Raw genomic sequence first — 23,709 nt, forward strand, 5'->3', positions numbered from 1 at the left:
CCGCACGTCACGGGTAGGGGGCCGCGGTGCGAGCCATCACCTACACCCGGCCCGGCGGTCCCGACGTCCTGCAGCTGACCGACCGCCCGGTCCCCGAGCCCGGTCCCGGCGAGGTGCGCGTCCGCGTCGCCTTCTCCGGCGTCAACCCCACCGACTGGAAGTCGCGCACCCGCGCGCAGCCCGGGCCCGAGGGGCAGGTCCCGAACCAGGACGGCGCCGGCACCGTCGACGCCGTCGGCCAGGGCGTGGACCCCGTCCTCGTCGGCGAGCGGGTCTGGATGTGGGAGGCGGCCTGGCAGCGTTCCTGGGGCACCGCCGCCGAGTACACCGTCGTACCGGCGCGGCAGACCGTGCTGCTGGGCCCGGAGCCGTCCTTCGAGCTCGGGGCTGCGCTCGGGATCCCGTTCCTGACCGCGCACCGCTGTCTCACCGTCGCGGAGTCGCTGCCCGACCGCCTCGGGCCGGGCACGCTCGACGGGCGCACGGTCCTCGTGCAGGGCGGGGCGGGCGCCGTCGGCAACGCGGCGATCCAGCTCGCCCGATGGGCCGACGCGACGGTCATCGCCACCGTGAGCAGTCCGGAGAAGGCGCAGCTGGCCGCCGCGGCCGGCGCCGACCACGTCGTGGACTACCGGCAGCAGGACGTCGTCGCCGAGGTCCGCAAGATCGCGCCGAAGGGCGTCGACGCGATCGTCGAGGTGTCCGCGGCGGTGAACGCCGGAGCCGACGCGCAGCTGATCGGCATGCACGGTGCGGTCGCCATGTACGCCGACGACGGCGGGGCGGAGGTGACCGTCCCGGTCCGGCTGCAGATGACGCCCAACGCGCGCTGGCAGTTCGTGCTCGTCTACACCGAGCCCGCGCGGGCCAAGGAGATCGGCGTCGAGGACGTCAACGCCGCCGTCCTGGACGGCGCGATCCGCGTCGGCCGGGAGGCGGGGCTGCCGCTGCACGTCTTCCCGCTGGAGCAGACCGGGCAGGCGCACCAGGCCGTGCAGGACGGCGTCGTCGGCAAGGTGCTCGTCGACGTCACCGCCTGATCCGCGGCAGCAGGATGGCGCGCAGGAGGAGCAGCCAGATCACCGTGTAGATCACGCTGGCGGCGACGTCGGTGGGCCAGTGCATCCCGCGGTAGAGCCGGCTGAACAGCACGAGGAGCGGCCACGTCACGGCGACGACCCAGATGAGGATGCGGAGCCGATGGCCGGGTCGGGTTCGCGCCAGACCGAGTGCCAGGCCGCACGCCAAGGCGATCGTCGCCGCCGTGTGCCCCGACGGGAAGCTCGACGTCGGTGGCGCCGCGTCCAGCTGAGGAACCGCCGGCCGCAGCCGGTCGACGACCGAGGACGCGAGCAGGAACAGAGCGGTCTGGCCGGCGACCGCCACGGCCAGGAAGGTCGGGAGCCGTGGGCCGTGCCCACGCCAGGCGAGCAGGACGCATCCCAGCGCGGTCAGCACGACCACGGTGCCGGTCGCCCCGAGCACCGAACCGTACTGGGTCACCTGGTCCCAGAGGGGGGTGCGCAGCTCCACGACGGTGCGGGTGAACTCGATCTCCTGACGATGCAACGACGTGCCCACCAGCACTCGGGTGACCAGCAGCCCCAGCCCCAGGAGCAGTGCCAGCACGAGGACGAACGCGCCCAGCACGAGGACGACCAGGCGCCGGAGCGTGCGGGCGCGGGAACCGGGCAGCACACCGGGCTCTCCCCGACCACCCGTCCGCGGCTGCGTCATCGCATTCCTCCGGCCGGCCGCGTGCAACTGTCCACCCCGGGCCCAGGGTGCACGACGACGAGGAGGCCAGGACGCGTCTGGGCGCGCGGGCTCGCGGACGGCAGGCCGGCCGAGCCACCGGTGTCGGCCGGCTGACCGTCGGCGCGGGTCATCAGCATCCGGTCCCGGTGGACGGCAGGACGTCGTCGTCGGCCGCTCAGGTCTCCGCCAGCGACCTGAGGTGTGAGTGCAGCACGCCCCGGAGGTGCTCGGCCGGGAACCGCTCGGGCCAGAGAGTGCCGTGCAGTGCCAGCCCGTCGACCATGGCGTACAGGCGGTCGACCTCGGCCTCGACGTCGCGCCCCGGGTGCAGGCAGCCGGCCTCCGCCAGCATCCGCAGCGCCACGGTGACGGCTTCCCGGCTGCTGCTCTCGGCCATCCCACGGATCTCGCGCAGCCGGTCCTCGCCGTGCGGCCTCCCCAGGAACCCGAGGTAGACGGCGGTCTCGTCGCGCCGTTCGTCGTCCAGGGGCAGCAACTGCTCGAGGAGGTAGACGGCCGCGTCACGGCCCTGGAGAGCGGGCAGCCGTTCGGTCAGCCGGGCTCGCACGCGGTCCACCACCGCCTGCAGCGCGAAGGCCGCGAGGTCGTCCTGAGTCGTGAAGTAGTGGCGCAGGGCGCCCGGGCTGGTGCCCGCCTCGGCGGCGACGGTCCGCACCGAGATGCGGTGGATGCCCTCGCGGCGGACGACCCGCCACAGCGCCTCGGCCAGCGCGCGCCGGCGTGCCGCATGGTCGACATCCCGTGGCATGGGCCGGTTCTAGCACGATTGTGCTGCTACGTTCCGATACGACTGTGTTGGAACGGAGGCGCATGCTGATCGCGATCGTGGCGTGCGAGATCGGCTTCTGGGTCGTGCTCGCCGCCGGCCTGCTGGCGCGTTACGGGTTCCGCCGCCGGCGCCTGGGCGGCGCCCTGCTGCTGGCCGTGCCGCTGGTCGACCTCGTGCTGCTGGTGCTCACCGCGGTGGACCTGCGATCCGGAGCCGAGCCGGACGTGACGCACGGGTTGGCCGCGCTCTACCTGGGGTTCTCCGTGGCCTTCGGGCACGACCTGGTGCGCTGGGCGGACGTCCGGGTCGCTCACCGATTCGCCGGCGGACCCGCCCCCCAGGGTCCCCCGCCCTCCGGTACGGTCGCCCGCGCCCAGAAGGAGTGGCGCGACTTCGGGCTGGCCGTGGTCGGAACCGCGCTCGCCGCCGCCGTCCTGGCCGGGCTGGCGCTGGCGACTGCGCCGGGTGTCGACGACGGCCCGCTCCTCGGGCTGCTCCCGAAGCTGGGCGTCGTCCTCGTCATCTGGTTGCTCGGCTGGCCGGTCTGGGAGTCGGTGCGCACGTGGAACGCCCGGCAGCCCGAGCAGGTCAGCGGCCGCTGAGCGTGGTGACGACCGTCGCGAGCCCGGCGATCACCACGAGGCCGAGGGTCAGGAGGCGGAAGAGGTCGGCGGGCAGCCGCGAGCCGTAGGCCAGTCCGATGGCGTTGCCGGCCAGGGCGACGGGCAGCCAGCACGCCAGGAGCAGCCCGAGCCGGTCGAGCGCCAGTCCGCCGCCGAGCTGGATCAGCAGCAGCGCCAGTCCGTTCCCGACGATCAGGTACACCGCCATGTCGGCGACGAACTCACGCTGCTCCGCCCGCTGCCGGGACAGGAGGATCACCGGCGGCGGGCCGTTCAGCGACGTCGTGATGCCGAGGAAGCCACCGAGCACGCCCGCCACGCCCGACTGCAACCGCGGCGGCGGGCCGGCATCGCCCTCGCGCGGCGTCGGCGGGCGGAACAGCAGGTAGGCGGCGACCAGGACGGCGATCCCACCGGCACCCACCTTGAGGACGGCGTCGTCGACGGCGTCCCGCACGAGGAAACCCACCAGCAGACCGGGCACGCAACCGGCCACCAGCCAGACCGCCCGGCGGCGGTTGACGAAGTGCCGCAGCCGGATCACCGTGGCCACCCGCGTGGTGCCGGAGATGGTCAGGTTGACGACCACCACGTCGGCCAGAGGGAAGCCGGCGAGCAGCAGCAGCGGCGCGCACACCAGGGAGAAGCCGAACCCGGTGACCCCGCCCAGGACGCTGGCGCCGAGGACGACGACCCCGCCGACGACCAGGAGCGACGCGTCCACCGGAGCCACCCTGCCAAACGGGCGGGCCCGGTCGCGCCCGGAGGTGGCCGTCCCGCGGCGGCGACTGCTGCACGGGCGCGACCACGGCGGGCTCAGCCGACGCCCAGATCCCTCGCGATGAGCATGCGCTGCACCTCGCTGGTGCCCTCGCCGATCTCGAGGATCTTCGCGTCGCGGTAGAACCGGCCCACCGGGAACTCGTTCATGAACCCGTACCCGCCGTGGACCTGGGTCGCGTACCGGGCGTTGTCCATCGCCACCTCGGAGCTGTACAGCTTGGCGATCGAGGCCTCCCGCTTGAAGGGCTCGCCCCGCAGCATCTTCTCGGCCGCCCGGTAGTAGGCCAGACGCGCGGTCGACGCCCGCACCTCCATGTCGGCGATCATGAACTGGATCGCCTGGTTGCGGCCGATCGGCTGCCCGAACGCCTCCCGCTGCGCCGCGTACTTCACCGACTCGTCGACGCAGCCCTGCGCCAGGCCCACCGACAGCGCGGAGATCGCGATCCGGCCCTCGTCGAGGATCGAGAGGAACTGCGCGTAGCCGCGCCCCCGCTCCCCCACCAGGTTCTCCTCCGGCACGCGGACGTCGGTGAACGACAGCTCGCGGGTGTCCGAGGCGTTCCAGCCGACCTTCGAGTACCGCTGGCCGACGACGAACCCCGGCGTCCCCGACGGCACGATGATCGCCGAGATCTCCTTGCCGCCGTCCGGTCGCGTGCCGGTGACGGCGGTGACGGTGACCAGTGCGGTGAGATCGGTGCCCGCGTTGGTGATGAACGCCTTCGACCCGTTGATCACCCAGTGGCCGTCCTCCAGCCGCGCGGTCGTGCGGGTCGCCCCGGCGTCCGAGCCACCGCCGGGCTCGGTGAGCCCGAAGGCCCCCAGCGCCTCACCGGAGCACAGCCGCGGCAGCCACTCCTGCTTCTGCTCCTCGGTGCCGAAGCGGTGGATCGGCATGGCCCCGAGCGAGACGCCGGCCTCCACGGTGATGGCCATCGAGCTGTCCACCCGGGCCAGCTCCTCGAGCGCCACGCACAGGTCGAAGTAGGTACCGCCCGCACCGCCGTACTCCTCGGGGAACGGCAGCCCGAACAGCCCGAGCTCGCCCATCTGCCGGACGATGTGCGTCGGGAACTCGTCGCGCTCGTAGAACTCCCCGATCTGCGGGGCGATGACCTCCTGGGCGAACTCCCGGACGGTCTTGCGAAGGGCCTCGGTCTCGGCGGCGAGCCGGTAGTCCAGCATCTGGGTCACAGCTCCTGTCGATCGGGTGCGGCCGCCACCGGGGTCACCAGGGCCAGCCGCTCGTCCAGCGCGACCGTCTGGCCGGCCGTCACACCGAGCTCGGCGACCGTTCCCGCGATCGGGGCGGTCAGCACGTGCTCCATCTTCATGGCCTCGACGACCAGCAGCGGGGTCCCCGCGGCCACCTCGTCGCCCACCGCGGCCTGCACCACGGTCACCGTTCCGGGCATCGGCGCGGTGACCACACCGTCGCCGGACGCCGCACCCGCCGCCGATGACAGCCGCTCGTGCTCGCGCAGAGCCGTCACGTGCCCGTCGGCGGCCAACCACACCGTGCCGCCCTCGTGCTGCAGGACGTAGGACATCGTCAGGCCGTCCAGGGTCACGGCGAGCCGGCCGCCGTCCCTGAACGCCCGGGCCGCCACGGGCTCGCCGTCCCCGACGCGCACTTCCGCCGCCGAGGACCGCCCGCGCAGGCGCACCTCGACCGGGTCGCCCCCGGCGGCCTGCAGCCGCCGGACGGTCCAGGCGGGCTCGCCCAGCCGCCAGCCGTCGGGGACGTCCCAGGGGTCGACGACCGGGCCGGCCGGCTCGCTCTCGATCAGCAGCGCCAGCGCCGCGGCGGCGTACACGTGCGGCGGCGGCGCCTCGGGCAGGGTCAGGGCGTCGCCCCGGCGCCCGATCAGGCCGGTGTCCAGCCGCCCGGCGACCACGTCGGGATCGCTGAGCAGCCGCCGCAGGAAGGCCGCGTTCGTCGTCACCCCGAGGACGGCGGTGTGCCCGAGGGCGCCGACCAGCCGGGCACGGGCGGTCTCCCGGTCCGGCGCCCAGGCGATGACCTTGGCCAGCATCGGGTCGTAGTCGGTGCCGACCACACCGCCGACGGCCAGCGAGCTGTCGACGCGGATGCCGGGACCCGACGGCTCGACCAGCCCCAGCACGGTGCCGGCCTGCGGGAGGAAGCCGCGGGAAGGGTCCTCCGCGTAGAGCCGGGCCTCGATCGCGTGCCCGTCGAGCGTGACGTCGCTCTGGTCGACCGGTAGCCGCTCGCCCGCCGCGACGCGGATCTGCTGCTCGACCAGGTCCAGGCCGGTGATGCACTCGGTGACCGGGTGCTCCACCTGCAGCCGGGTGTTCATCTCGAGGAAGTAGTAGTCAGGCGTGCGTCCGGGCCCTGCCGTATCGCCGTCCACGATGAACTCGACCGTCCCGGCACCGGTGTAGCCGACCGCCCTGGCGGCCTCGACCGCCGCGCCGCCCATGGAGGCCCGCGACGCGGTGTCCAGCAGCGGGGACGGCGCCTCCTCGATCACCTTCTGGTGCCGGCGCTGGAGGCTGCACTCGCGCTCGCCCAGGTGGATCACGTTGCCATGGGCGTCGCCGAGGACCTGCACCTCGATGTGCCGGGAGTTGCCGACGTACCGCTCCACCAGCAGCGTGTCGTCGCCGAAGGAACCCTTGGCCTCGCGTCGGGCGGAGGCGATGGCGTCGGGCAGCTCCTCCTTGCTGCGCACCACCCGCATGCCCTTGCCGCCGCCTCCGGCGCTGGGCTTGAGGAGCACCGGGAAGCCGACGGCGACCGCGGCCTCGGTGACCTGGCCGTCGTCCATGCCGGGCTCCGTCCGCCCGGGGACGACGGGGACCCCGGCGGCCATCACCGTCTGCTTGGCGCGGATCTTGTCGCCCATGGCCTCGATGGCGGCGACCGGCGGACCGATGAAGACGATTCCCGCCTTCTCGCAGGCCCGGGCGAACTCGACGTTCTCCGAGAGGAAGCCGTAGCCGGGGTGGATCGCCTGCGCCCCGGTGCGGACGGCCGCCTCCAGCACCCGCTCGATCGAGAGGTAGCTCTGCGCGGCGGGGGCCGGCCCGATGGGGACGGCGACGTCGGCCAGGCGCGGGTGCAGGGCCCCGGCGTCGGCGTCGCTGTGCACGGCGACCGAGCGGATGCCCATCGCCCGCAGCGTGCGGATCACGCGGACGGCGATCTCGCCCCGGTTGGCGACGAGCACGGTGTCGAACACCTACGCCACCGCCCCTACGGAGCTTTCGGTACCGAAAGCTGGGCGCCGCGCCGCAGCTTTCGGTACCGAAAGCTGCGGGTCACATGCGGAAGACGCCATAGCCGACCTCCTCGAGAGGGGCGTTCGCGCAGGCGGAGAGCGCCAGGCCGAGCACCGTGCGGGTCTGCGCGGGGTCGATGACGCCGTCGTCCCACAGCCGGGCGGTGGCGTAGTACGGGTGCCCCTGCGACTCGTACTGCTCACGGATCGGCGCCTTGAACGCCTCCTCCTCCTCGACCGGCCAGTCCTCCCCCCGGGCCTCGAACCCGTCGCGGCGGACCTGGGCGAGCACCGACGCCGCCTGCTCACCTCCCATGACGGAGATGCGTGAGTTGGGCCAGGTGAACAGGAACCGGGGCGAGTAGGCCCGGCCGCACATCGAATAGTTGCCGGCGCCGAACGAGCCGCCGATGACCACGGTGAGCTTCGGTACCCGGGCGCACGCGACGGCAGTGACCATCTTGGCGCCGTGCTTGGCGATGCCCCCGGCCTCGTAGTCGCGGCCGACCATGAACCCCGAGATGTTCTGCAGGAACAGCAACGGGATCCGCCGGCGGTCGCACAGCTCGATGAAGTGCGCCCCCTTGAGCGCCGACTCGGCGAACAGGACGCCGTTGTTCGCCACGATCCCCACCGGATGACCGTGCAGGCGGGCGAAGCCGGTGACCAGCGTCGCCCCGTAGAGCGGCTTGAACTCGGCGAACCGGCTGCCGTCGACCAGCCGGGCGATCACCTCGCGGACGTCGTAGGGCGTGCGCGGGTCGGGCGGCACGACCTCGTAGACCGAGCGCGGGTCGTGCAGCGGCTCCTCGACCGGCTCGACGTCCCAGGGGCGCGGTGCGCGCGGACCCAGGGTCCCGACGATCTGCCGGACGATCTGCAGCGCGTGGGTGTCGTCGTCGGCCAGGTGGTCGGTGACGCCGCTCACCCGGCTGTGCAGGTCGCCTCCGCCGAGCTCCTCGGCGGTCACCACCTCGCCGGTCGCCGCCTTCACCAGCGGGGGCCCGCCGAGGAAGATCGTGCCCTGCTCGCGGACGATGACGGCCTCGTCGCTCATGGCCGGCACGTACGCCCCGCCGGCGGTGCAGGACCCGAGGACGGCGGCGATCTGGGGGATGCCGGCCTTCGACATCGTGGCCTGGTTGTAGAAGATCCGGCCGAAGTGCTCGCGGTCGGGGAAGACCTCGTCCTGCATCGGCAGGAACGCCCCTCCGGAGTCGACCAGGTAGACGCAGGGCAGCCGGTTGTGCAGCGCCACCTCCTGCGCGCGCAGGTGCTTCTTCACGGTCATCGGGTAGTAGGTGCCGCCCTTGACGGTGGCGTCGTTGGCGACGACGACGCACTCGCGCCCGGCGATGCGGCCGATGCCGGTGATGATGCCGGCCGCCGGTGCCTCGCCGTCGTAGAGGCCGTGCGCGGCCAGCGGCGAGAGCTCGAGGAACGGGCTGCCCGGGTCGAGCAGCGTGTCCACCCGCTCCCGCGGCAGGAGCTTGCCCCGCTCGACGTGCCGCTGCCTCGCCCGCTCGCCACCGCCCAGGGCCACCCGGCTCAGCTGCGCGGCGAGGTCGGCGGCCAGCTCGGCGTGCGCGGCGGCGTTGCGGGCGGCGCTGGCGGCGTCGACCACAGCCGCGGGGGAGAGCACGGGTGCGTCCACGCGCAGAGGTTAACCGCCGTTCACACCGGCGGTAAAGCCAACGCCCCGGAGTGGTTAACGCTCGTTCACCCCCGGGCTACCATCGGCCGTATGACCTCCGCGCGCACGGCACGGGACGCGGCGCTGCACGCCGACGCCGACCGCCCCTCGCGGCGGGAGCAGATCCTCCAGGCGGCCGCGCAGCTGTTCGCCGAGCGCGGCTCGCGGGCGGTAGGGGTCGACGACGTCGGCGCGGCCGTGGGGGTGACCGGCCCGGCGATCTACCGGCACTTCGCCAGCAAGGACGCGATGCTCGCCGAGATGCTGCTGCGGATCAGCGAGCGGCTGCTGGCGGGGGGCAGCGAGCAGGTGGCGCAGGCCGGCGCCGACCCCGCCGCCCAGCTCCGGGCGCTGATCGCCTTCCAGGTCGACTTCGCCCTCGCCAACCCGGCGCTGATCACCGTGCAGGACCGCGATCTGGGCAACCTGGCCGAGGTCGACGCCGCGCAGGTCCGGCGGCTGCAGCGCCGCTACGTCGAGGTGTGGGTCGCCGTGCTGGCCCGGCTGCACCCCGCGGCGGACGCCGCCGCCTGCCGGGCCCGTGCCCACGCGATCTTCGGGTTGATCAACTCCACCCCGCACAGCGCGGGTCGGCTGAGCCACCCGGCCATGGCGGCACTGCTGGCCGACATGGCCTGGGCCGCCGCCACCGCTTGAGGCCGAGACCCCCGCGATCATGGCGCGCTGACCACCGCGGGGCGCCAGAACGTGGCCCCGCCGCCATGATCGCGGTGAGAGGGACGGGGTCCTCTTTCAGCCGGGGATTGGCGGGACGGGCAGGGCCAGACCGCCGTCGGCGACCCGGTCGATCTCGGCGGATCCGCCGTCGGCGTCCTCGTCGACCCAGGCGCTCTCGACGATCGTCACCGTCGGGCCGGAGACCGCGCTGGCGTACTCGGCGGAGGAGAGCTCGGCGGGGCTGCCGGTGTAGCGGACGCCCTCGCGCAGCAGGTCGCTGACGTTGCCGCTGCCGTTGCGGTCGGTCACCGCCTGGAGCTCGCGCGCGATCGCGGTGTCGGGCATCTGGACGCGGGCCACCGAGACCACCACCGGCTCGCCGTCGATGCGGGCCGAGTAGAGCGCCCGCGACAGGCCGGTGCAGTCGGTGGCCGCGAAGAAGCCCGCGGTGTCGCCGTAGGCGTGACCGGCGCAGGTGTCGTCGACGTCCACCGCCTCGAGCACGTACTGGACGCCGCCGACCTCCAGCATGTCGCCGACCTCGGGACCCGCGGGAGCGGTCTCCGTGGCCGGTGGCTCGACGGCGGCCTCGGTGCCGGCGTCCCCGGGGTCGCGCAGCAGGAGCCAGGCACCCCCACCGAGGACGGCGAGGACCAGCAGTGCGACCAGCGCGAAGAGGGCGGCGCGCCCGCGCGGGCGGGCGCCTGACCCGTCGTCCTCGTCGTCCTGCTCGGTCCGGCTCCAGAAGACCGGAGCGGGCGTGGGTGCCGCCGGCGGGGGCGGCTCCGGAAGGACCGCCGTGCGCGGGGGGACGACGGTGCCGACCGGCGGGCCCGGTTCGACGTCGGCCTCCCTTCCGCCGAACAGCCCGCCGATGCCGTCGTCGTCCGGTGGCGCCGCCGGTCCGTCGATGGCGACCGTGTCGCGCTTCGACTGCACCGGCGCGGGAGCCGACTGCACCGGCGGGGCCGGCGGCTGTGCGGGCGCCTGGGCGGCAGCGGTGTGCGCGGCGGCGGCCGAGGCGGCGACGGCCTGGGCGATCGCCGCCGGGCTCGGGTGCTCGCGCACCGGCGTCGCGGCCGGGACGTGAGCCGGCGCGTCCCCGACCGGCGGGGCGGCCGCCGCAGCGGACGACGCCGCCTGCGCCGCGCCGGCGGGCGAGGCGGCCATCGCCGCCGGGGCGAGCAGTTCCGGACGGCGCAGCACGTAGGGCGAGTAGGGGAAGCCCTCGCCGTTGAGCTCCTCGACCGTCGGGCCCCGGCCGCCGAGCTCCAGCGCCTCGAGGGCGGCCCGGACGTCGGCGGTGGTCCACAGCCGGGGGTTGTCCACACCGGCGTAGCGGCTGGACCGGGCGATGCCGAGCAGCAGCGACCGGGGTTCCAGGCGGGCCACCAGGTCGCCCTCCCCCAGGTCGCCGTCGGCGGGCACCAGGCCGGTCACGTCGCCCACCAGCACCGTCAGCCGGGCGATCCGGCCCGGTTCGAGGCCCGCGCGGCGCAATTTCACCGCGACGTCCATGCCGGCGCGCATCAGCCCGTCCAGCGGCGTGGAACCCCCACCGGAGAGCTGCAGCGCCTGACCCGGTCCCGACTCGGGCGCGATGGTCCACGCCCCCTCCGGTACCGCCTTCACGACACCGGACTGCCGCAGCACCTCCGCGATGCGGATGACGGCGATCCCCTCGGGGACGAACAGGACCGCGTCGGAGATGCGCCGGCCGAGGGGGCCGTCGATGAGGGGGATGGAGGCGACGACGGCGGCGCGGACCGATGCGCCGGTGTCCCAGCGGGTCAGCTCGCCGAACAGGGCTCGCTCCCCCGCGGTCTGCAGCGGCGCCGGGGTCAGGGCCAGCACGTCGGGTGTCCTCCGGGCGGTCGGGTACTCGGCTCGTTCAGGGGCATGCGGACGCCAGGCGCCCTCGGCGCGCACTGCCCGTGGGCGAGGGCCCGGCGCCGGCAGCTGCCCTCGACGCTACGTCATGGAGGCGGTCGAACCCGGCCTCCGCGCCGGAGGCCGGGCGATCAGACGCGCACGGTCTCCGGCTCGTCGGCGGTCTCGTCGGCCGTCTGCCACCGGGCCGGCCAGCGGCTGCCGGTGAGCGCGTCGACCCCGGCCCAGAGCAGTGCGAAACCGGCGGCGACCGGCAGCGCCGACCACCAGTTCCACGGTGGCAGGAGACCCAGCGCCTCCTGGACGACGGCGCCGGCGTAGACGGCCGCCGCGACCCCGACCCCGGCCGCCCACCCCGGAACCCGGCGGGTGACCGCGACGTCGACGAGGACCGCGCCCACGACGAGCACGACGGGCAGGACCGAGGGCGGGAAGCCGATCGCGACCAGGCCCAGCCACATGACGGCCCGGTAGGCGAGGTAGGTGGCGGCGATGGTCGTCGCCGTCCAGCGCAGGCCCACCACCTTGCGGGCCACCACCAGCGAGAGCAGTCCGGCGCACACCAGCCAGGCGGGATGCACCCAGGAGGGCACCGGCAGCATGAACGTCGCCGGGGACTGCCCCTGCGAGGCGGCGAAGTCCAGGAGCTGCGGCTCGGCCGTCGTCCGCCCGGCGTCGTAGGCCCGCAGCGACAGGACCCCGTACTCCTGGTGCTGGTTCGGGAAGAGCACGTTCTCGACGAAGAACAGCCACAGGCCCAGCGAGACCAGGTCGCGGACGCGGCCCGGCGCGGCGGACAGCCACCAGCCGCGCAGCGCGCCGGCGAGCATGACCGCCGTCCCGATGTAGAGCAAGGCGTGGCTGGGGCTCCAGCTGGTGATGTCCAGCCCGTTGATCCGGTGGTTGATGATGTCGAGCGGCACGGCGACCAGGAACAGGCCGATCCCGCACTGCATCAGGCGCAGGGCACGGCGGTCGACGCCGTAGCCGGTGTAGCTGTGGAAGACCACCAGCCCGATGACCAGCGCGGTGCCCGCGGAGTTGAGCAGGTGCGGGGGCGCCAGGTCGTCGCGCAGCCACATGAAGTGCCAGGAGACGTCCCACGACGAGCCGAGCATCTTGAGCCCGAAGGCACCCAGCCAGGCGGTGTAGATCCACCGCAGCTCGGTCGGGGTCGTGCTCCGCCCCGGCGGACCCGGGGTCGTGTACGCCGACCACAGCCACCGCACCAGGGCGACCGGACGGGCCAGTCCCGCACGCAGCGATCCCGGTGGCGGGGGGACCGCCGGGGAAACGGGGGTGGGGACAGCAGGAAGGGGCACAGGAACTTCCTCGGCTCGGTGGACTCGCTCGACCCTATCGGCGCCGACGGCCGATCCCGGTCCTTCGACTGGCGGAACGGCGACGCGTGCGCTCAGGCCCGACATGCGGGGCGTGCGGGGCGCACGGTGCGTACTGTCGGGCGACGTGGCAGAGAGCGCAGGGCACCTGGTCTGGATCGACTGCGAGATGACCGGACTCGACATCGTGAAGGACAAGCTGATCGAGGTCGCCGTCGTGGTCACCGACTCCGAGCTCAACGTCCTCGACCCCGGCCTGGACCTGATCATCTCCGCGGACGACGCCGATCTCGACGGGATGAACGAGGTCGTCGTGGAGATGCACCGGAAGTCCGGGCTGACCGACGCCGTCCGGGCCTCGACCCTGACCGTGGCCGACGCCGAGCAGCAGCTGCTCGCCTACATCAAGCGCTGGGTGCCCGAGCGCCGGACCGCGCCGCTGTGCGGGAACTCCATCGGCACCGACCGCGGCTTCCTCGCCCGTGACATGCCCGAGCTCGACGACCACCTGCACTACCGGATGGTCGACGTCTCCTCGATCAAGGAGCTGGCCCGCCGCTGGTTCCCGCGGGTCTACTTCGCCCAGCCGGCCAAGGGGCTGGCCCACCGGGCGCTGGCCGACATCATCGAGTCGATCCGCGAGCTGGCGTACTACCGCCGCACCCTGTTCGTGCCGGCCCCGGGACCCAGCAGCGACCAGGCGAAGGACGCCGCCGAGGAGGTCATCGGCTCGTTCGCCGAGGTCCTGGCGGCCGGCGACGCCACGCCGCGGGTCGGTGTCGACGACGTTCCGCCCCCGGCCGCGTCAGAAGCCTGACCGGCTCCGGTATCGTTGCACCGGCTCCCCCGAAGGCGCGTGCGCCGGCCGGGGAGCGACGGTGGGTGTAGCTCAGCTGGTAGAGCACCAGGTTGTGATCCTGGGTGTCGCGGGTTCGAGCCCCGTCACTCACCCCACGTGAGAGGCCCTGGTCAGTGCGCTGACCAGGGCCTTTCTCGTTCCCCACTCCGTGACCTGCACCGGTTCGGTGCGCACCAGCAGGATCCGCCCCGGTGGCGACCTCCAGCGCGCGCAGCCGCTGGCTGATGCCCGACGGGGTGACGTGGAGTTCTCGCGCGGCCGCCTCCGACGTGCCTCCGCGGACGGTGGCGGCCAGCGCCCGCAGCTCGGCCAGGTCGAGGTCCACGAGCAGGTCGGTCAGACCGGCTGGATCGGCGCCCCGGGGCGGATCTCGCCGTCGGTGAGGACGTCGGCGCGCAGACCGCCCTTGTGGATGAGCGGCCGCAGCAGGCCGGGGCCGCTGAGCCGGTCGAGGTGGACGCAGGGCTCGCAGAGCCGGAGGCCCTCGCACACGACGTCGCCGATGCGGAAGGTGCGCCCGACGAGGGCGTTGACGTCGATGCCGCGGGTAAGGACGTTGCGCCGGGTGGCGGGGAAGTCGACCGTGACGCCGGCGGCGGTGAGCTCGTCGAGGACCTCGGCGGCTATCAGGGTGAGGTCGTAGCCCGGGCGCTTGTCGCCGCGCGAGGTGAAGGTGCCGGCGCCGGCGGCGTACCGGTCGCCGTCGAGGCCACGCCCGGCGACCGTCCGGGCGACCTCGAGCAGCTGCATGTCGGCCTCGGCGGCGGGTGCGATCGCGAGCGCCTCCACCGTGCCGTGCAGGTCCGGCGTGTCCGCGGCCGGCCGGAGGACCGGGTCGAGAGAGGCGACGGCGTAGGCGGCGGTGATCGGCAGCTCGGCGGTGGCCCGGCCCATCAGGGCCGGCCTCTGCGGGCTGAGCACGATGCCCGCCGGGGTGCCGAAGGCCACCGTGGCGACCTCGGCATCGGCGGTCTGCACGACGGCGATCCACCAGCCGGGCCACTGGAAGCGGGTGGGGTCGGCGATGGGCACCAGGCCGGAGTTCCGCCCGGCCAGCCAGGTACGGAGGGCGCCGACGGCCGAGGACAGGTCGCCGGGAGGAAGCGGGAGCTCGGTGACCGGGACCTCGGTGATCGAGGCGAGGCAGGCGGCGAGACCGCGGGTCAGCGCGCTGGCCCCGGGTGCGCTGGGCAGGTCGGTGTCGATCACGGGTGGCTCCCGGCGGGGACGTCGGAACGGGCGGTGGACTGGGTCATCGGGTCGGCGGCGGGGGACCCGAGGGCGGCGGCGAGGTCGGCCCACAGGTCCTCGACGTGCTCGACGCCGACGCTGAGGCGCAGCAGGGCGGCCGGGACGTGCTCCTGGCCGGGCAGCTTCGCACGCCGCTCGATGGTGGACTCCACGCCGCCGAGGCTGGTGGCGTGCGTGACGACCCGGACGGCGGTGCAGACCGCGTCGGCGGTCGCGGCGTCGGTGACCTCGAAGCTCAGCACGGCGCCGAAGCCGCGCATCTGGCGGGCGGCGAGCTCGTGGTGCGGGTCGCCGGGCAGGCCGGGGTAGCGCACCCGGCTGACCGCCGGGTGGGCGGCCAGCCGGGCGGCGAGCTCGCCGGCGGTCCTCTGCGCCTGGCGCAGCCGGACGGCGAGGGTGCGGGCGCCGCGCAGCGCCAGGAACGCCTCGAGCGCACCTGGGGTCGCGCCGGCGACCTCCCGGCGACGGAGGAGCCGCTCCCGGTCCTCGGGTCGGCGGGCCACGACCGCGCCGAGCAGCAGGTCGGAGTGCCCCCCGATGAACTTGGTCGCGCTGTGCACGACGAAGTCGGCACCGAGGGCCAGCGGGTTCTGCAGCAGCGGGGTGGCGAAGGTGTTGTCGACGGCGACCAGCGCACCCGACGCCGCTGCGACAGCGGCGATGTCGACGACCTCGAGCAGCGGGTTGCTCGGGGTCTCCAGCCACACCAGGTCCGCGTCGGCCACGGCGGCGGCCATCTCGTCGGCGTTCGCCATGTCCACCGTGCGCAGCTGCCAGCGGCCGCCGGCCGCGGCGCCGTCCTCGAGCAGGCCCCGCAGGCCGGTGTAGCTGTCGCGGGGCGCGACCACACGGGCGCCGACCGGCAGCAGCTCGAGGACCGCGGCGATGGCTCCCATGCCCGAGGAGAAGCACACCGCCGGACCTCCTTCGAGGTCGCCGATCAGCGCTTCGAGCGCGTCCCAACCCGGGGTGCCGTCGTCGCGGGAGTACTCGCGCGCGGTCTCCCCGTGCGACGGGGCCCGGAAGTTCGAGGCCGGGACGATCGGCACGTTCAGCGGCTGCCCCGGCTCGCGGGCACCCCGGCCGAGGGCGGCCAGCCGCGTCTCCACATGCAGCCGTCCAACCATGTTGTCGAGGCGGTCCATGCGGTCACCCCTCCCTCCGTGATGCACTATGTTGCACCATGGAGGGCAGCGTAGACGGACGGCCCGTGGTGGGCACAAGGGAGGTGGCGGGATGACAGCAGCAGTGGTTGCGGTCAACGAGCAGATCGGTGCGCGTGTTCGGCAGCACCGCACGGCGCATGGCTGGACGCTCGACGATCTCGCCGACCGCTCCGGCGTCAGCCGCCGGATGCTGATCACCATCGAGCACGGGGAGGGCAACCCCAGCATCGCCACGCTGCTGCGGATCAGCGACGCCCTCGGCATCGGGCTGCCGGTGCTGGTCGACGTCGAGCGACCCCACGCGCTGACGGTCACCGCGGCCGGGACCGCGCCGGTGCTCTGGCGCGGTCCGCGCGGCGGGCAGGCGCTGCTGGTCGCCGGCACCGAGCCACCCGACGTCGTCGAGCTGTGGGACTGGACCCTGCAGCCTGGCGAAGCGCACGCCACCGAGGCCCACAGCGCCGGTACCCGGGAGCTGCTGCTCGTCCTGGACGGCGCGGTGGAACTGCGCGTCGGGGACCGCATCGAGCGGCTCGGCGTCGGCGACTCCGTCGCGTTCGCCGGTGACGTCCCGCACGGCTACGCGACACCGGCCGCGGCGGCCACACCCGCCCGGTTTGCGCTCACCGTGTTCCAGCCGCAGGTCGGCGGAGGCCGCAAGTGACCGGCCACCACGACGCCGCCGCGCCGAGCGACCCGCAGGAGTGGCTGGCCGCCGCCACCATCGACCCCGCGGTGTCCGAGCTTCGGCCGGACTACCGGGCGCTGCTGCTGACCGCCGACGGCCTGGGCGGCGGCCCCAGCGACGCGGTCAGCGAGGGCATCCTCGCCGCCGCCGAGGCCACGGCCCGCCGGCACGTCGACGGGCGGCCGCCCGAGCAGCTGCCCCACCCGGCGGCCTGGCGGGAGGCCTACCGGGCCTTCGGCGCCAAGCCGCAGCGCACCCGCCCCAGCGTGGAGGCCCTACTGCGCCGCCTGGACCCCGACGGGCTGCCGCGCATCGACCGGATCACGGACGTCTACAACGCCGTCTCGATCGCCCACCTCCTGCCGCTGGGCGGCGAGGATCGCGCCGCCTACGCCGGGCCGCCCCGGCTGATCCGCGCCGAGGGCAGCGAGCCGTTCGACACCACCGCCGGCGGCGAGCCCGTCGTCGAGCACCCCGAGCGCGGCGAGGTCGTCTGGCGCGACGACGTCGGCGTCACCTGCCGCCGCTGGAACTGGCGGCAGTGCACCCGCACCCGCCTCACCACCGCTACCGGCAGCGCTGTGTTCATCCTCGACATCCTCGACCCGCTCACCGACGACGACGCCTCCGCAGCCGCCGACGCCCTCACCGACGCGCTGCTCGCCCTCAGCCCGGACGCCGTCATCCACCGGCGGCTGCTCACCCACTCTCCCGCCACCGATGGAGGCAGCTCGTGCTGATCCACCCCTGGGACGCCGCCCTCGACGACGAGTGGCGCACCTGGCCGGCCGACGGCCACGACTTCGGGCAGCTGGTGGTCAACGGCCTGCCCGGGCAGCCGCCGGTCGTCATCCCCACCCACTTCAGCGTCGAGGACGCTCCGACCGAGACCGTGCTGCTCGTGCACCTGGCCCGGCCCAACCCGGTGTGGAAGAACCGGGGTCGCTCGGTGGTGGCGACCGAGTCGAACTGCTCGCGGCCGAGGCGTGCGTCGACACCTGACGCCGTGTAGGCCACGCCGCGGCGGGAGCGCACCCTGGGCGCTTCGGCGCTGAGCCGGCCGGCGGATGCGACACGAGCAGCCGCCCGTTCGCGTTCGCGTCGGTCAACTGCGTGCTCGCTCGAGGATCCCGACTGTCACCACGGCCATGTCCGCGGCACTGAGTCGGCCACCCTCGGACGCCCACAGCCGCAGGGCTAGCCGCCGTACCACGTCAGGCTGGGCGGCGAGCCAGGTGGCCCGCTCGGCGCGTCTACCGCACGAGCGGGCGCGCGTCTCGTTCCAGATCGTCCCTGGGGCGCCGCCCGGATCTCGTCCGCGGCCCAGATGAAGACGTCGGCGACGTAGGACCAGCTGCCGTCGTCAGGGACGGCGCGGACAGCATGCTCCCGGCTGCACCCGATGCCGACCGGTCCGAGCAGGCGCCACGGGAGCGGCAGGGCGAAGTAGGCGTGCCAGAGCTCCGCCCGGCGACCGCAGGCCGGGCACGCATCGGCGGCCGTCCCGAACCGCCTGACGAAGACGGTGGCCCCGTCCTCACCGAGCTGCCCGGGCGCCGGCGCTTGCCACATGGGCCGGCCGGCGGACGGCTCGAGCCGTCGCCAGCGCCATCGAGACGGGGTGAGCCCGACGCCGGCCTGCCGCTCCTCCACGGACGTGATCATCTGTGGGACCCACGACAGGACGCGCCGAGAAGATCGGTCCACCGTCGCCTGCCGGCAGGCTGGGACGCGCGAACGGACGATCTGATGTGGTGGCGGAGCGGTGTCACCACACCGTGGTGCGGCGGTGCCCCGGTCAGCGCAGACCGATGCTGGCCCACCTGTCGAGCACGTCGGCGGTGAGCGGCTCCGGCGCGTCCGGCGCTGCGGAGTGCGCGTCGGCGGCCGCGGCCCGCTTCGCCTGAAGCGGCGTCATGAGCTCCGGCAGCATCTGGCCAATCGCCATGATGTCGGCCCAGGTGGACCACACCCCGCGCTGCTGGACACCGTCGGGGTTGCCGCTGCGCTGGTGCGGGATGCACCGGGCGGTGACCCACCTCTTCAGCCAGGTGTCCGAGATGTTCAGGACCTGCGCCACCTCGGCCCGTTTGCAGCAGCGGACGCTGCGAGCTGCTCGTTGATCACCCTCGGACCTGTCCGGTGGCCAGCACCGGGGCGATCCCCGCCAGGACTCACATCCCCCGGCGGCGTCGGGATGGCTCGGCTTGAGCTCTGCTGCGGTCGCTGAGGCACTCGGGAGCTGGGGGCAGATCGGGGGCAACTGACCGCTCAGGACCGCTCCACGACGTCCGAGCGCACGCGTGACCTGCGCATTCGCCGGGCCACCGGGCCCGGGACCGGCCTCACTCGCGGGTTCGAGCCCCGTCACCCACCCCACGCGGAGAGGCCCCGGTCAGGTGACTGACCGGGGCCTCTCCGTTCTCGACGAGGTGGGCTGGAACGCGACCCACCGCGCCGCGTCCTCGGGTGCCGGTGGCACGTCGGCGACGACGGCATGCCCCCGGACGGGGCCTGTCGCCGGCGGGAGCGGCCCGTTCCGCTGTCCGCCGGTGAGCGGGGCGGCTCAGTGGATGTGCGACCCCCCGTTGACGTCGTACGTGGCGCCGGAGATGTAGCCGGACTCCTCGCGGCACAGGTAGGTGATGAGGTCGGCGACATCGGCCACCTTGCCGGTGCGGCCGACCGGGATCCCGGCGAGGAGCTGCGCCTTGCGCTCGCCCTCGAGCGCGCCGCCGGTGATGTCGGTGTCGATCAACCCGGGGGCGACGGCGTTCACGGTGACGCCGTGCGGCCCGAGCTCGCGGGCGAGAGCGCGGGTGAACCCCAGCTCCGCCGCCTTCGCCGCGGAGTAGGCCACGCCGCCGAAGACGCCGCCACCGCGCTCGGCCGAGACCGAGGACAGGAACACGATGCGGCCGAAGCCCCGCTCCGTCATGCCTGGCGCGATGCGCCGGGTGACGTTGAAGGCGCCGCGGACGTTGACGGCGAAGATGCGGTCCCACTCCTGGCCGGTGACCTGCAGGAACGGGATGGGCGAGGTGATGCCGGCGTTGTTGACGAGGGCGCCGACGGGGGGCACCGCGTCGTCGAGGACGGCGAGCGCGTTCTCGACGGAGCTCTCGTCGGTGATGTCGCAGCCGATGCCCACGGCCCGCACGCCGTGCTGTTCCTCGATCTCGTGGGCGGCGTCCTTCGCGCTGGCCTCGTCCAGGTCGAGGATGGCGATGTTCCAGCCGGCCGCGGCCAGCGTGTGGGCGGTGGCGCGGCCGATGCCGCGCTTGGAGCCGCCTCCGGTGACGAGGGCGGTCTTGTCGGACACGGACATGGGTTCCTCCGGAAGGTGTGGGGTCGTTCGATGGTTCGGGGGCGCGGTCTCGCGCCCCCGGGGGTCAGGGGTCGGGTGGGGATCAGGCGGTTGCCGGAACGGGGTCCGCGGGCCAGGCCACGCCGCCCAGCTCGCTCCTGACCTTGGCGACGATGGCGTCGGTCGAGAGGCCGTAGCGGTCGTGCAGGGTGGGCAGGGCGCCCGCGGCGAGGAACTCGTCGGGGAGCGCGATCGGCACCACCCGGTTCCCGACGCCGGCGTAGGCCAGCGTGGCGGCCACCGACTCGCTGAGCCCGCCCATCACGGTGTGGTTCTCGAGGGTGACCACGAGCCGGTCGGTCCGGGCCGCCCGCAGGATCGCCTCGGTGTCCAGAGGCTTGATCGTGGGGACGTGCAGCACCGCGACGTCGACGTGATCGGCCTCCAGCCGGGTCGCGGCCTGCAGCGCCCGCATGGTCATCAGCCCGGTGGAGATGAGGACGACGTCCCGGCCGGTGCGCAGCTCGGCGGCCTTGCCCAGCTCGAACCGGTAGTCGTACTCGTCGAGCACGGTGGGCACCGCTCCGCGCAGCAGCCGCAGGTAGGTGGGTCCGGGTGCCGCCGCCAGCGCCGGCACGGCCTGCTCGATGTCCACCGCGTCGCACGGGTCGACGATCGTCAGGTTCGGGCAGCCGCGCAGGATCGCCAGGTCCTCGGTCGCCTGGTGGCTGGGCCCGTACCCGGTGGTGAGGCCGGGCAGGGCCCCGACGACGTTGACGTTCAGGTTCGGCTCGGCGATGTCCAGGCAGAGGAAGTCGTAGGCCCGCCGGGTGGCGAAGACCGAGTACGTCGAGGCGAACGGCACCAGGCCCACCTCCGCCATCCCGGCAGCCGCCCCGAGCATGACCTGCTCGGCCATGCCCATCTGGAAGAACCGCTCCGGGAAGGCGTCGCGGAACACGTGCATGTCGGTGTACTTGGCCAGGTCGGCGGAGAGTCCCACGATCTCGGGACGCTCCTCGGCCAGGCGGACGAGAGCGCGTCCGAAGGGCGCGCTGGTGGTGCGCTGACCGGGGTCGGCGAACGAGGCGATCATCGCCGAGGTGGTGAGCTTCTTGCGGGGGGCGGTGCTGGTCATCGGGCCAGTCCTTCCTGGAGCTGGGTGCGGGCGAGCTCCCATTCGTGTTCCTCCACCCGCATGAAATGGGCCTTCTCGCGGTTCTCGAGCAGGGGGACGCCGGAACCGATGCGGGTGTCGCAGATCAGCACCGCCGGAGAGCCGCGGTGCTCGCGCAGTTCGTCGAAGGCGCTGACGAGCGCGGCGACGTCGTTGCCGTCGACCCTCAGGGCGTGCCAGCCGAAGGCCCGCCACTTGTCGACGACCGGCTCGGTCCGCAGCACGCCGGCGGTGGGGCCGTCGGCCTGCAGGGCGTTGACGTCGACGATCGCGGTGACGTTGTCGAGCCCGTGGTGGGCGCAGGCCATCGCCGCCTCCCAGGTCGAGCCCTCGTCGAGCTCGCCGTCGGAGAGCAGGTTGAACACCCGCGCCGGATTGCCCAGGTGGCGCAGTCCCAGCGCCATCCCGGTGGCCACCCCGAGGCCGTGGCCCAGCGATCCTCCGGAGATCTCCATGCCCGGGGTGTAGGACGCCATCCCCGACATGGGCAGCCGGGAGTCGTCCGATCCGTAGCTCTCCAGCTCCTCCACCGGAATGATCCCGGCCTCCGCCAGCGCGGCGTACAGCGCGATGGCGTAGTGGCCGATGGAGAGGAGGAAGCGGTCCCGGTCGGCCCAGTGCGGGTCCTCGGGCCGGTAGCGCAACTGGTCGGTGTAGACGACGGCGAGGACGTCGGCCACGCCGAGGGCCTGGCCGATGTAGCCCTGCCCCTGCACCTCCCCCATGTCCAGTGCGTTGCGCCGGATGCGGTAGGCGGCCTGCCGGATGCGCTCGATCCGCTGTGCGTCGTCCTTCTGCCCCTCGCCGACCTCGCGGACGGCGGTGGCCGGTGTTGTGCTCAGGGAAGTCATGACATGCCTCTCGTGGGTCGTCGGGTCAGTCAGTGGTCGAGCCGGCGGTCAGCTGCCGGTCGGCCGACCCCCGCGGCGCGGGGACGTCGCCCGGCGTGGTGGACCTGATCGCGCGCTCGAGAGCGGCGACCTCCTCGCGCTCCTTCGCGCCCCAGGTCTCGGGGGTGACGACGGCCGCGACGAGGCCGAGCAGGCCGTAGCCGCTGAACAGCAGGGCGGGGCCGACCCAGCCGTAGCCGGCGTAGAGGGCGGTGGCGACGAGCGGGGTGAACCCGGACACCACCGCGGACATCTGGTAGGCCAGCGACGCGCCGGTCGTGCGGGTCTTGGTGGCGAACAGCTCGGAGAACCAGGCGCCCTGCACCCCGGCCAGGCAGTTCTGGAGGACGGCGTAGCTGACGACGAAGGCGATGACGATCGCCACCGCGGCACCGGTGTTGACCACGAGGAACAAGGGGATGCCCCAGAGCAGGTGCAGCGCGGTGCCCAGCAGGTACACCGGGCGCCGCCCGATGCGGTCGGTGAGCGCGCCCCAGGCGGTCGTGGCGACGATGCCGATGCCGGCGGCCACCATCGTGGCGGTCAGCGTGACCGACCGGTCGGCCAGCTCCTCGGTGGCGACGTACGACAGCATGAACGTGACCGACACCGCGTATCCGGCCGTCTCGGTGATCCGCAGGCAGAAGGCGCGGAGGATGTTCCGCCAGTCGTCGCGGAGGACCTCGAGGAGCGGGTTCTTGGAGAGCTCGCCCTCCTCCTTGAGCTCCTCGAACTCCGGGGACTCCTCGACCTTGAGCCGGATGACGATGCCCACGACGATCAGGACGGCGCTGAGCAGGAACGGCACCCGCCACGCCCACGAACCGCCCAGGGGCACGCTGGCCAGGAAGGCGAGGTTGGCCAGCAGCAGCCCGACCGGGAAGCCGGCCTGCGTGATCCCGGTGTACAGGCCCTTCTTGCGCCATGGGGCGTGTTCGAAGCACATCAGGATCGCGCCGCCCCACTCGGCGCCGAACGCGAGACCCTGCACGACGCGGACAGCGACGAGTAGCACGCCGGCCCAGATGCCGACCTGCTCGTACGTCGGCAGCACACCGATGAGCACCGTCGCGATGCCCATGAGCAGCAGCGATCCGACGAGGACGGGCTTACGGCCGATCTTGTCGCCGAGGTAGCCGCCGATGATCCCGCCCAGCGGGCGGACGGCGAAGCCGATGCCGAGCGTGGCGAAGGACAGCAGCGTGCCCGACAGCGGGTCGTCGGCGGGGAAGAAGGCGGTGTTGAAGTACAGCGCGGCCGCGATGCCGAAGCCGATGAAGTCGTAGGTCTCGATGGTTGCGCCGACCGAGCAGCCGATGGCCACCTTCTTCTTGGTCGGCGTGCCTTCGATCGGGTGCCACGCGGCCACCTCCTCGAGGTGGGGGTCGTGGTCGTGCGGGTACCGCTCGGTCATGGTGACCTCCGGTGAGCGATGGATGAGGGGAGATCCAGTGGCCGCTGGCGTTGACTGTTAACAGTCAACTGCCAACGAGTGTGGATGGCCCACATCACAGTGTCAAGGGTCACTTCGGAGGCGTGCGCCGACGACGGTTGCGCGCACGACC

Annotated in this window: 23 protein-coding genes, 1 tRNA gene and 1 pseudogene; 8 read left to right on the forward strand and 17 right to left on the reverse strand. The window is 73.6% G+C overall.

Annotated elements, in window-relative coordinates; genetic code table 11:
- Nucleotides 1-26: 26 nt before the first annotated feature.
- On the forward strand, nt 27-1,040 hold the full coding sequence (locus ACFSHS_RS17020; RefSeq protein ID WP_376878629.1) for an NADPH:quinone reductase: 1,014 nt from the start codon (nt 27-29) through the stop codon (nt 1,038-1,040).
- On the opposite strand, the gene ACFSHS_RS17025 is transcribed toward ACFSHS_RS17020, so the two are convergent.
- Together ACFSHS_RS17025 and ACFSHS_RS17030 are read right to left on the reverse strand one after the other, a co-directional pair.
- Complete coding sequence (locus ACFSHS_RS17025) at nt 1,030-1,737, reverse strand: phosphatase PAP2 family protein (RefSeq protein ID WP_376878631.1); 708 nt, start codon at nt 1,735-1,737, stop codon at nt 1,030-1,032. The genes ACFSHS_RS17020 and ACFSHS_RS17025 overlap by 11 nt on opposite strands.
- 196 nt (nt 1,738-1,933) lie before the next feature.
- Nucleotides 1,934-2,527, reverse strand: a complete 594-nt coding sequence (locus tag ACFSHS_RS17030) for a TetR/AcrR family transcriptional regulator (RefSeq protein WP_376878633.1) — start codon at nt 2,525-2,527, stop codon at nt 1,934-1,936.
- A gap of 62 nt (nt 2,528-2,589) precedes the next feature.
- On the opposite strand from ACFSHS_RS17030, the gene ACFSHS_RS17035 reads away from it, so the two are divergent.
- Nucleotides 2,590-3,150, forward strand: a complete 561-nt coding sequence (locus ACFSHS_RS17035) for a hypothetical protein (RefSeq protein WP_376878635.1) — start codon at nt 2,590-2,592, stop codon at nt 3,148-3,150.
- Here ACFSHS_RS17035 and ACFSHS_RS17040 read toward each other — a convergent pair.
- The 4 genes from ACFSHS_RS17040 to ACFSHS_RS17055 all read right to left on the reverse strand — a co-directional run bounded on the left by ACFSHS_RS17040 (nt 3,137) and on the right by ACFSHS_RS17055 (nt 8,859).
- Complete coding sequence (locus ACFSHS_RS17040; protein ID WP_376878637.1) at nt 3,137-3,895, reverse strand: sulfite exporter TauE/SafE family protein; 759 nt, start codon at nt 3,893-3,895, stop codon at nt 3,137-3,139. The genes ACFSHS_RS17035 and ACFSHS_RS17040 overlap by 14 nt on opposite strands.
- A 92-nt stretch (nt 3,896-3,987) precedes the next feature.
- A complete protein-coding gene (locus ACFSHS_RS17045; RefSeq protein WP_376878791.1) occupies nt 3,988-5,142 on the reverse strand; it encodes an acyl-CoA dehydrogenase family protein in 1,155 nt (384 codons plus the stop codon).
- Nucleotides 5,143-5,147: 5 nt separating this feature from the next.
- The gene (locus ACFSHS_RS17050; protein WP_376878639.1) at nt 5,148-7,166 is read right to left on the reverse strand and encodes an ATP-binding protein; all 2,019 of its coding nucleotides are present in this window, start codon (nt 7,164-7,166) and stop codon (nt 5,148-5,150) included.
- Between the two features lie 79 nt (nt 7,167-7,245).
- Complete coding sequence (locus ACFSHS_RS17055; RefSeq protein WP_376878641.1) at nt 7,246-8,859, reverse strand: carboxyl transferase domain-containing protein; 1,614 nt, start codon at nt 8,857-8,859, stop codon at nt 7,246-7,248.
- Between the two features lie 90 nt (nt 8,860-8,949).
- Between ACFSHS_RS17055 and ACFSHS_RS17060 the strand changes: the two genes are divergently transcribed.
- Entirely contained in the window at nt 8,950-9,555 is a 606-nt protein-coding gene (locus ACFSHS_RS17060; RefSeq protein WP_376878643.1) for an SACE_7040 family transcriptional regulator, read from the forward strand.
- Between the two features lie 96 nt (nt 9,556-9,651).
- Here ACFSHS_RS17060 and ACFSHS_RS17065 read toward each other — a convergent pair whose 3' ends face one another.
- Together ACFSHS_RS17065 and ACFSHS_RS17070 are read right to left on the reverse strand one after the other, a co-directional pair.
- Nucleotides 9,652-11,430 (reverse strand): hypothetical protein, encoded by a 1,779-nt coding sequence (locus tag ACFSHS_RS17065; protein WP_376878645.1) that lies wholly within the window; start codon nt 11,428-11,430, stop codon nt 9,652-9,654.
- A 167-nt stretch (nt 11,431-11,597) separates the two neighbouring features.
- The gene (locus ACFSHS_RS17070; protein WP_376878647.1) at nt 11,598-12,788 is read right to left on the reverse strand and encodes a hypothetical protein; all 1,191 of its coding nucleotides are present in this window, start codon (nt 12,786-12,788) and stop codon (nt 11,598-11,600) included.
- A 145-nt stretch (nt 12,789-12,933) separates the two neighbouring features.
- On the opposite strand from ACFSHS_RS17070, the gene orn reads away from it, so the two are divergent.
- Nucleotides 12,934-13,623, forward strand: a complete 690-nt coding sequence (gene orn, locus ACFSHS_RS17075; protein WP_376878649.1) for an oligoribonuclease — start codon at nt 12,934-12,936, stop codon at nt 13,621-13,623.
- 61 nt (nt 13,624-13,684) lie between these two features.
- Nucleotides 13,685-13,760, forward strand: a tRNA-His gene (locus tag ACFSHS_RS17080).
- Nucleotides 13,761-13,909: 149 nt separating this feature from the next.
- Here the strand turns inward: ACFSHS_RS17080 and ACFSHS_RS17085 are convergent.
- From ACFSHS_RS17085 to ACFSHS_RS17095, 3 genes and pseudogenes are all read right to left on the reverse strand, one after another.
- Nucleotides 13,910-13,990: pseudogene (locus ACFSHS_RS17085) on the reverse strand (hypothetical protein); the annotation flags it as partial.
- A gap of 11 nt (nt 13,991-14,001) precedes the next feature.
- Entirely contained in the window at nt 14,002-14,874 is an 873-nt protein-coding gene (locus tag ACFSHS_RS17090; protein WP_376878651.1) for an MOSC domain-containing protein, read from the reverse strand.
- Nucleotides 14,871-16,061 carry a trans-sulfuration enzyme family protein gene (locus ACFSHS_RS17095; RefSeq protein WP_376878653.1) on the reverse strand — a complete coding sequence of 397 codons (1,191 nt, stop codon included), beginning with the start codon at nt 16,059-16,061 and terminating at the stop codon, nt 14,871-14,873. The genes ACFSHS_RS17090 and ACFSHS_RS17095 overlap by 4 nt, the downstream gene beginning before the upstream one ends.
- 91 nt (nt 16,062-16,152) lie before the next feature.
- On the opposite strand from ACFSHS_RS17095, the gene ACFSHS_RS17100 reads away from it, so the two are divergent.
- The 3 genes from ACFSHS_RS17100 to ACFSHS_RS17110 are packed head-to-tail and all read left to right on the forward strand — an operon-like array spanning nt 16,153 to nt 17,782.
- Nucleotides 16,153-16,746, forward strand: a complete 594-nt coding sequence (locus ACFSHS_RS17100; RefSeq protein ID WP_376878655.1) for a helix-turn-helix domain-containing protein — start codon at nt 16,153-16,155, stop codon at nt 16,744-16,746.
- Nucleotides 16,743-17,510: a B3/B4 domain-containing protein gene (locus ACFSHS_RS17105; RefSeq protein ID WP_376878657.1), complete on the forward strand. Its 768-nt coding sequence runs from the start codon at nt 16,743-16,745 to the stop codon at nt 17,508-17,510. Before ACFSHS_RS17100 ends, ACFSHS_RS17105 begins: the two co-directional genes overlap by 4 nt.
- Nucleotides 17,504-17,782, forward strand: a complete 279-nt coding sequence (locus ACFSHS_RS17110) for an FMN-binding negative transcriptional regulator (protein ID WP_376878659.1) — start codon at nt 17,504-17,506, stop codon at nt 17,780-17,782. The genes ACFSHS_RS17105 and ACFSHS_RS17110 overlap by 7 nt, the downstream gene beginning before the upstream one ends.
- 185 nt (nt 17,783-17,967) lie before the next feature.
- Here the strand turns inward: ACFSHS_RS17110 and ACFSHS_RS17115 are convergent, their stop codons facing one another.
- The 6 genes from ACFSHS_RS17115 to ACFSHS_RS17140 all read right to left on the reverse strand — a co-directional run bounded on the left by ACFSHS_RS17115 (nt 17,968) and on the right by ACFSHS_RS17140 (nt 23,558).
- Entirely contained in the window at nt 17,968-18,435 is a 468-nt protein-coding gene (locus ACFSHS_RS17115) for a hypothetical protein (RefSeq protein ID WP_376878661.1), read from the reverse strand.
- A gap of 133 nt (nt 18,436-18,568) precedes the next feature.
- Nucleotides 18,569-18,850 carry a hypothetical protein gene (locus ACFSHS_RS17120; protein ID WP_376878663.1) on the reverse strand — a complete coding sequence of 94 codons (282 nt, stop codon included), beginning with the start codon at nt 18,848-18,850 and terminating at the stop codon, nt 18,569-18,571.
- Between the two features lie 486 nt (nt 18,851-19,336).
- Entirely contained in the window at nt 19,337-20,098 is a 762-nt protein-coding gene (locus ACFSHS_RS17125) for an SDR family NAD(P)-dependent oxidoreductase (protein WP_376878665.1), read from the reverse strand.
- A gap of 82 nt (nt 20,099-20,180) precedes the next feature.
- On the reverse strand, nt 20,181-21,215 hold the full coding sequence (locus tag ACFSHS_RS17130) for a transketolase family protein (RefSeq protein ID WP_376878667.1): 1,035 nt from the start codon (nt 21,213-21,215) through the stop codon (nt 20,181-20,183).
- Entirely contained in the window at nt 21,212-22,105 is an 894-nt protein-coding gene (locus tag ACFSHS_RS17135) for a transketolase (protein ID WP_376878669.1), read from the reverse strand. Before ACFSHS_RS17135 ends, ACFSHS_RS17130 begins: the two co-directional genes overlap by 4 nt.
- A 25-nt stretch (nt 22,106-22,130) precedes the next feature.
- Nucleotides 22,131-23,558, reverse strand: a complete 1,428-nt coding sequence (locus tag ACFSHS_RS17140; protein WP_376878671.1) for an MFS transporter — start codon at nt 23,556-23,558, stop codon at nt 22,131-22,133.
- Nucleotides 23,559-23,709 lie beyond the last annotated feature (151 nt).

The sequence above is a fragment of the Blastococcus deserti genome, assembly GCF_042682525.1.
Classification (GTDB): Bacteria; Actinomycetota; Actinomycetes; order Mycobacteriales; family Geodermatophilaceae; genus Blastococcus_B; species Blastococcus_B deserti.

Excerpts from the sequence above, each read along its gene's own strand:
- ACFSHS_RS17035 (WP_376878635.1), top strand. The coding sequence starts at position 2,590 with ATGCTGATCGCGATCGTGGCGTGCGAGATCGGCTTCTGGGTCGTGCTC.
- ACFSHS_RS17125 (WP_376878665.1), bottom strand. The coding sequence starts at position 20,098 with ATGTCCGTGTCCGACAAGACCGCCCTCGTCACCGGAGGCGGCTCCAAG.
- ACFSHS_RS17060 (WP_376878643.1), top strand. The coding sequence starts at position 8,950 with ATGACCTCCGCGCGCACGGCACGGGACGCGGCGCTGCACGCCGACGCC.
- ACFSHS_RS17140 (WP_376878671.1), bottom strand. The coding sequence starts at position 23,558 with ATGACCGAGCGGTACCCGCACGACCACGACCCCCACCTCGAGGAGGTG.
- ACFSHS_RS17025 (WP_376878631.1), bottom strand. The coding sequence starts at position 1,737 with ATGACGCAGCCGCGGACGGGTGGTCGGGGAGAGCCCGGTGTGCTGCCC.
- ACFSHS_RS17130 (WP_376878667.1), bottom strand. The coding sequence starts at position 21,215 with ATGACCAGCACCGCCCCCCGCAAGAAGCTCACCACCTCGGCGATGATC.
- ACFSHS_RS17095 (WP_376878653.1), bottom strand. The coding sequence starts at position 16,061 with ATGGACCGCCTCGACAACATGGTTGGACGGCTGCATGTGGAGACGCGG.
- ACFSHS_RS17115 (WP_376878661.1), bottom strand. The coding sequence starts at position 18,435 with ATGATCACGTCCGTGGAGGAGCGGCAGGCCGGCGTCGGGCTCACCCCG.
- ACFSHS_RS17045 (WP_376878791.1), bottom strand. The coding sequence starts at position 5,142 with ATGCTGGACTACCGGCTCGCCGCCGAGACCGAGGCCCTTCGCAAGACC.
- ACFSHS_RS17100 (WP_376878655.1), top strand. The coding sequence starts at position 16,153 with ATGACAGCAGCAGTGGTTGCGGTCAACGAGCAGATCGGTGCGCGTGTT.
- ACFSHS_RS17135 (WP_376878669.1), bottom strand. The coding sequence starts at position 22,105 with ATGACTTCCCTGAGCACAACACCGGCCACCGCCGTCCGCGAGGTCGGC.
- ACFSHS_RS17030 (WP_376878633.1), bottom strand. The coding sequence starts at position 2,527 with ATGCCACGGGATGTCGACCATGCGGCACGCCGGCGCGCGCTGGCCGAG.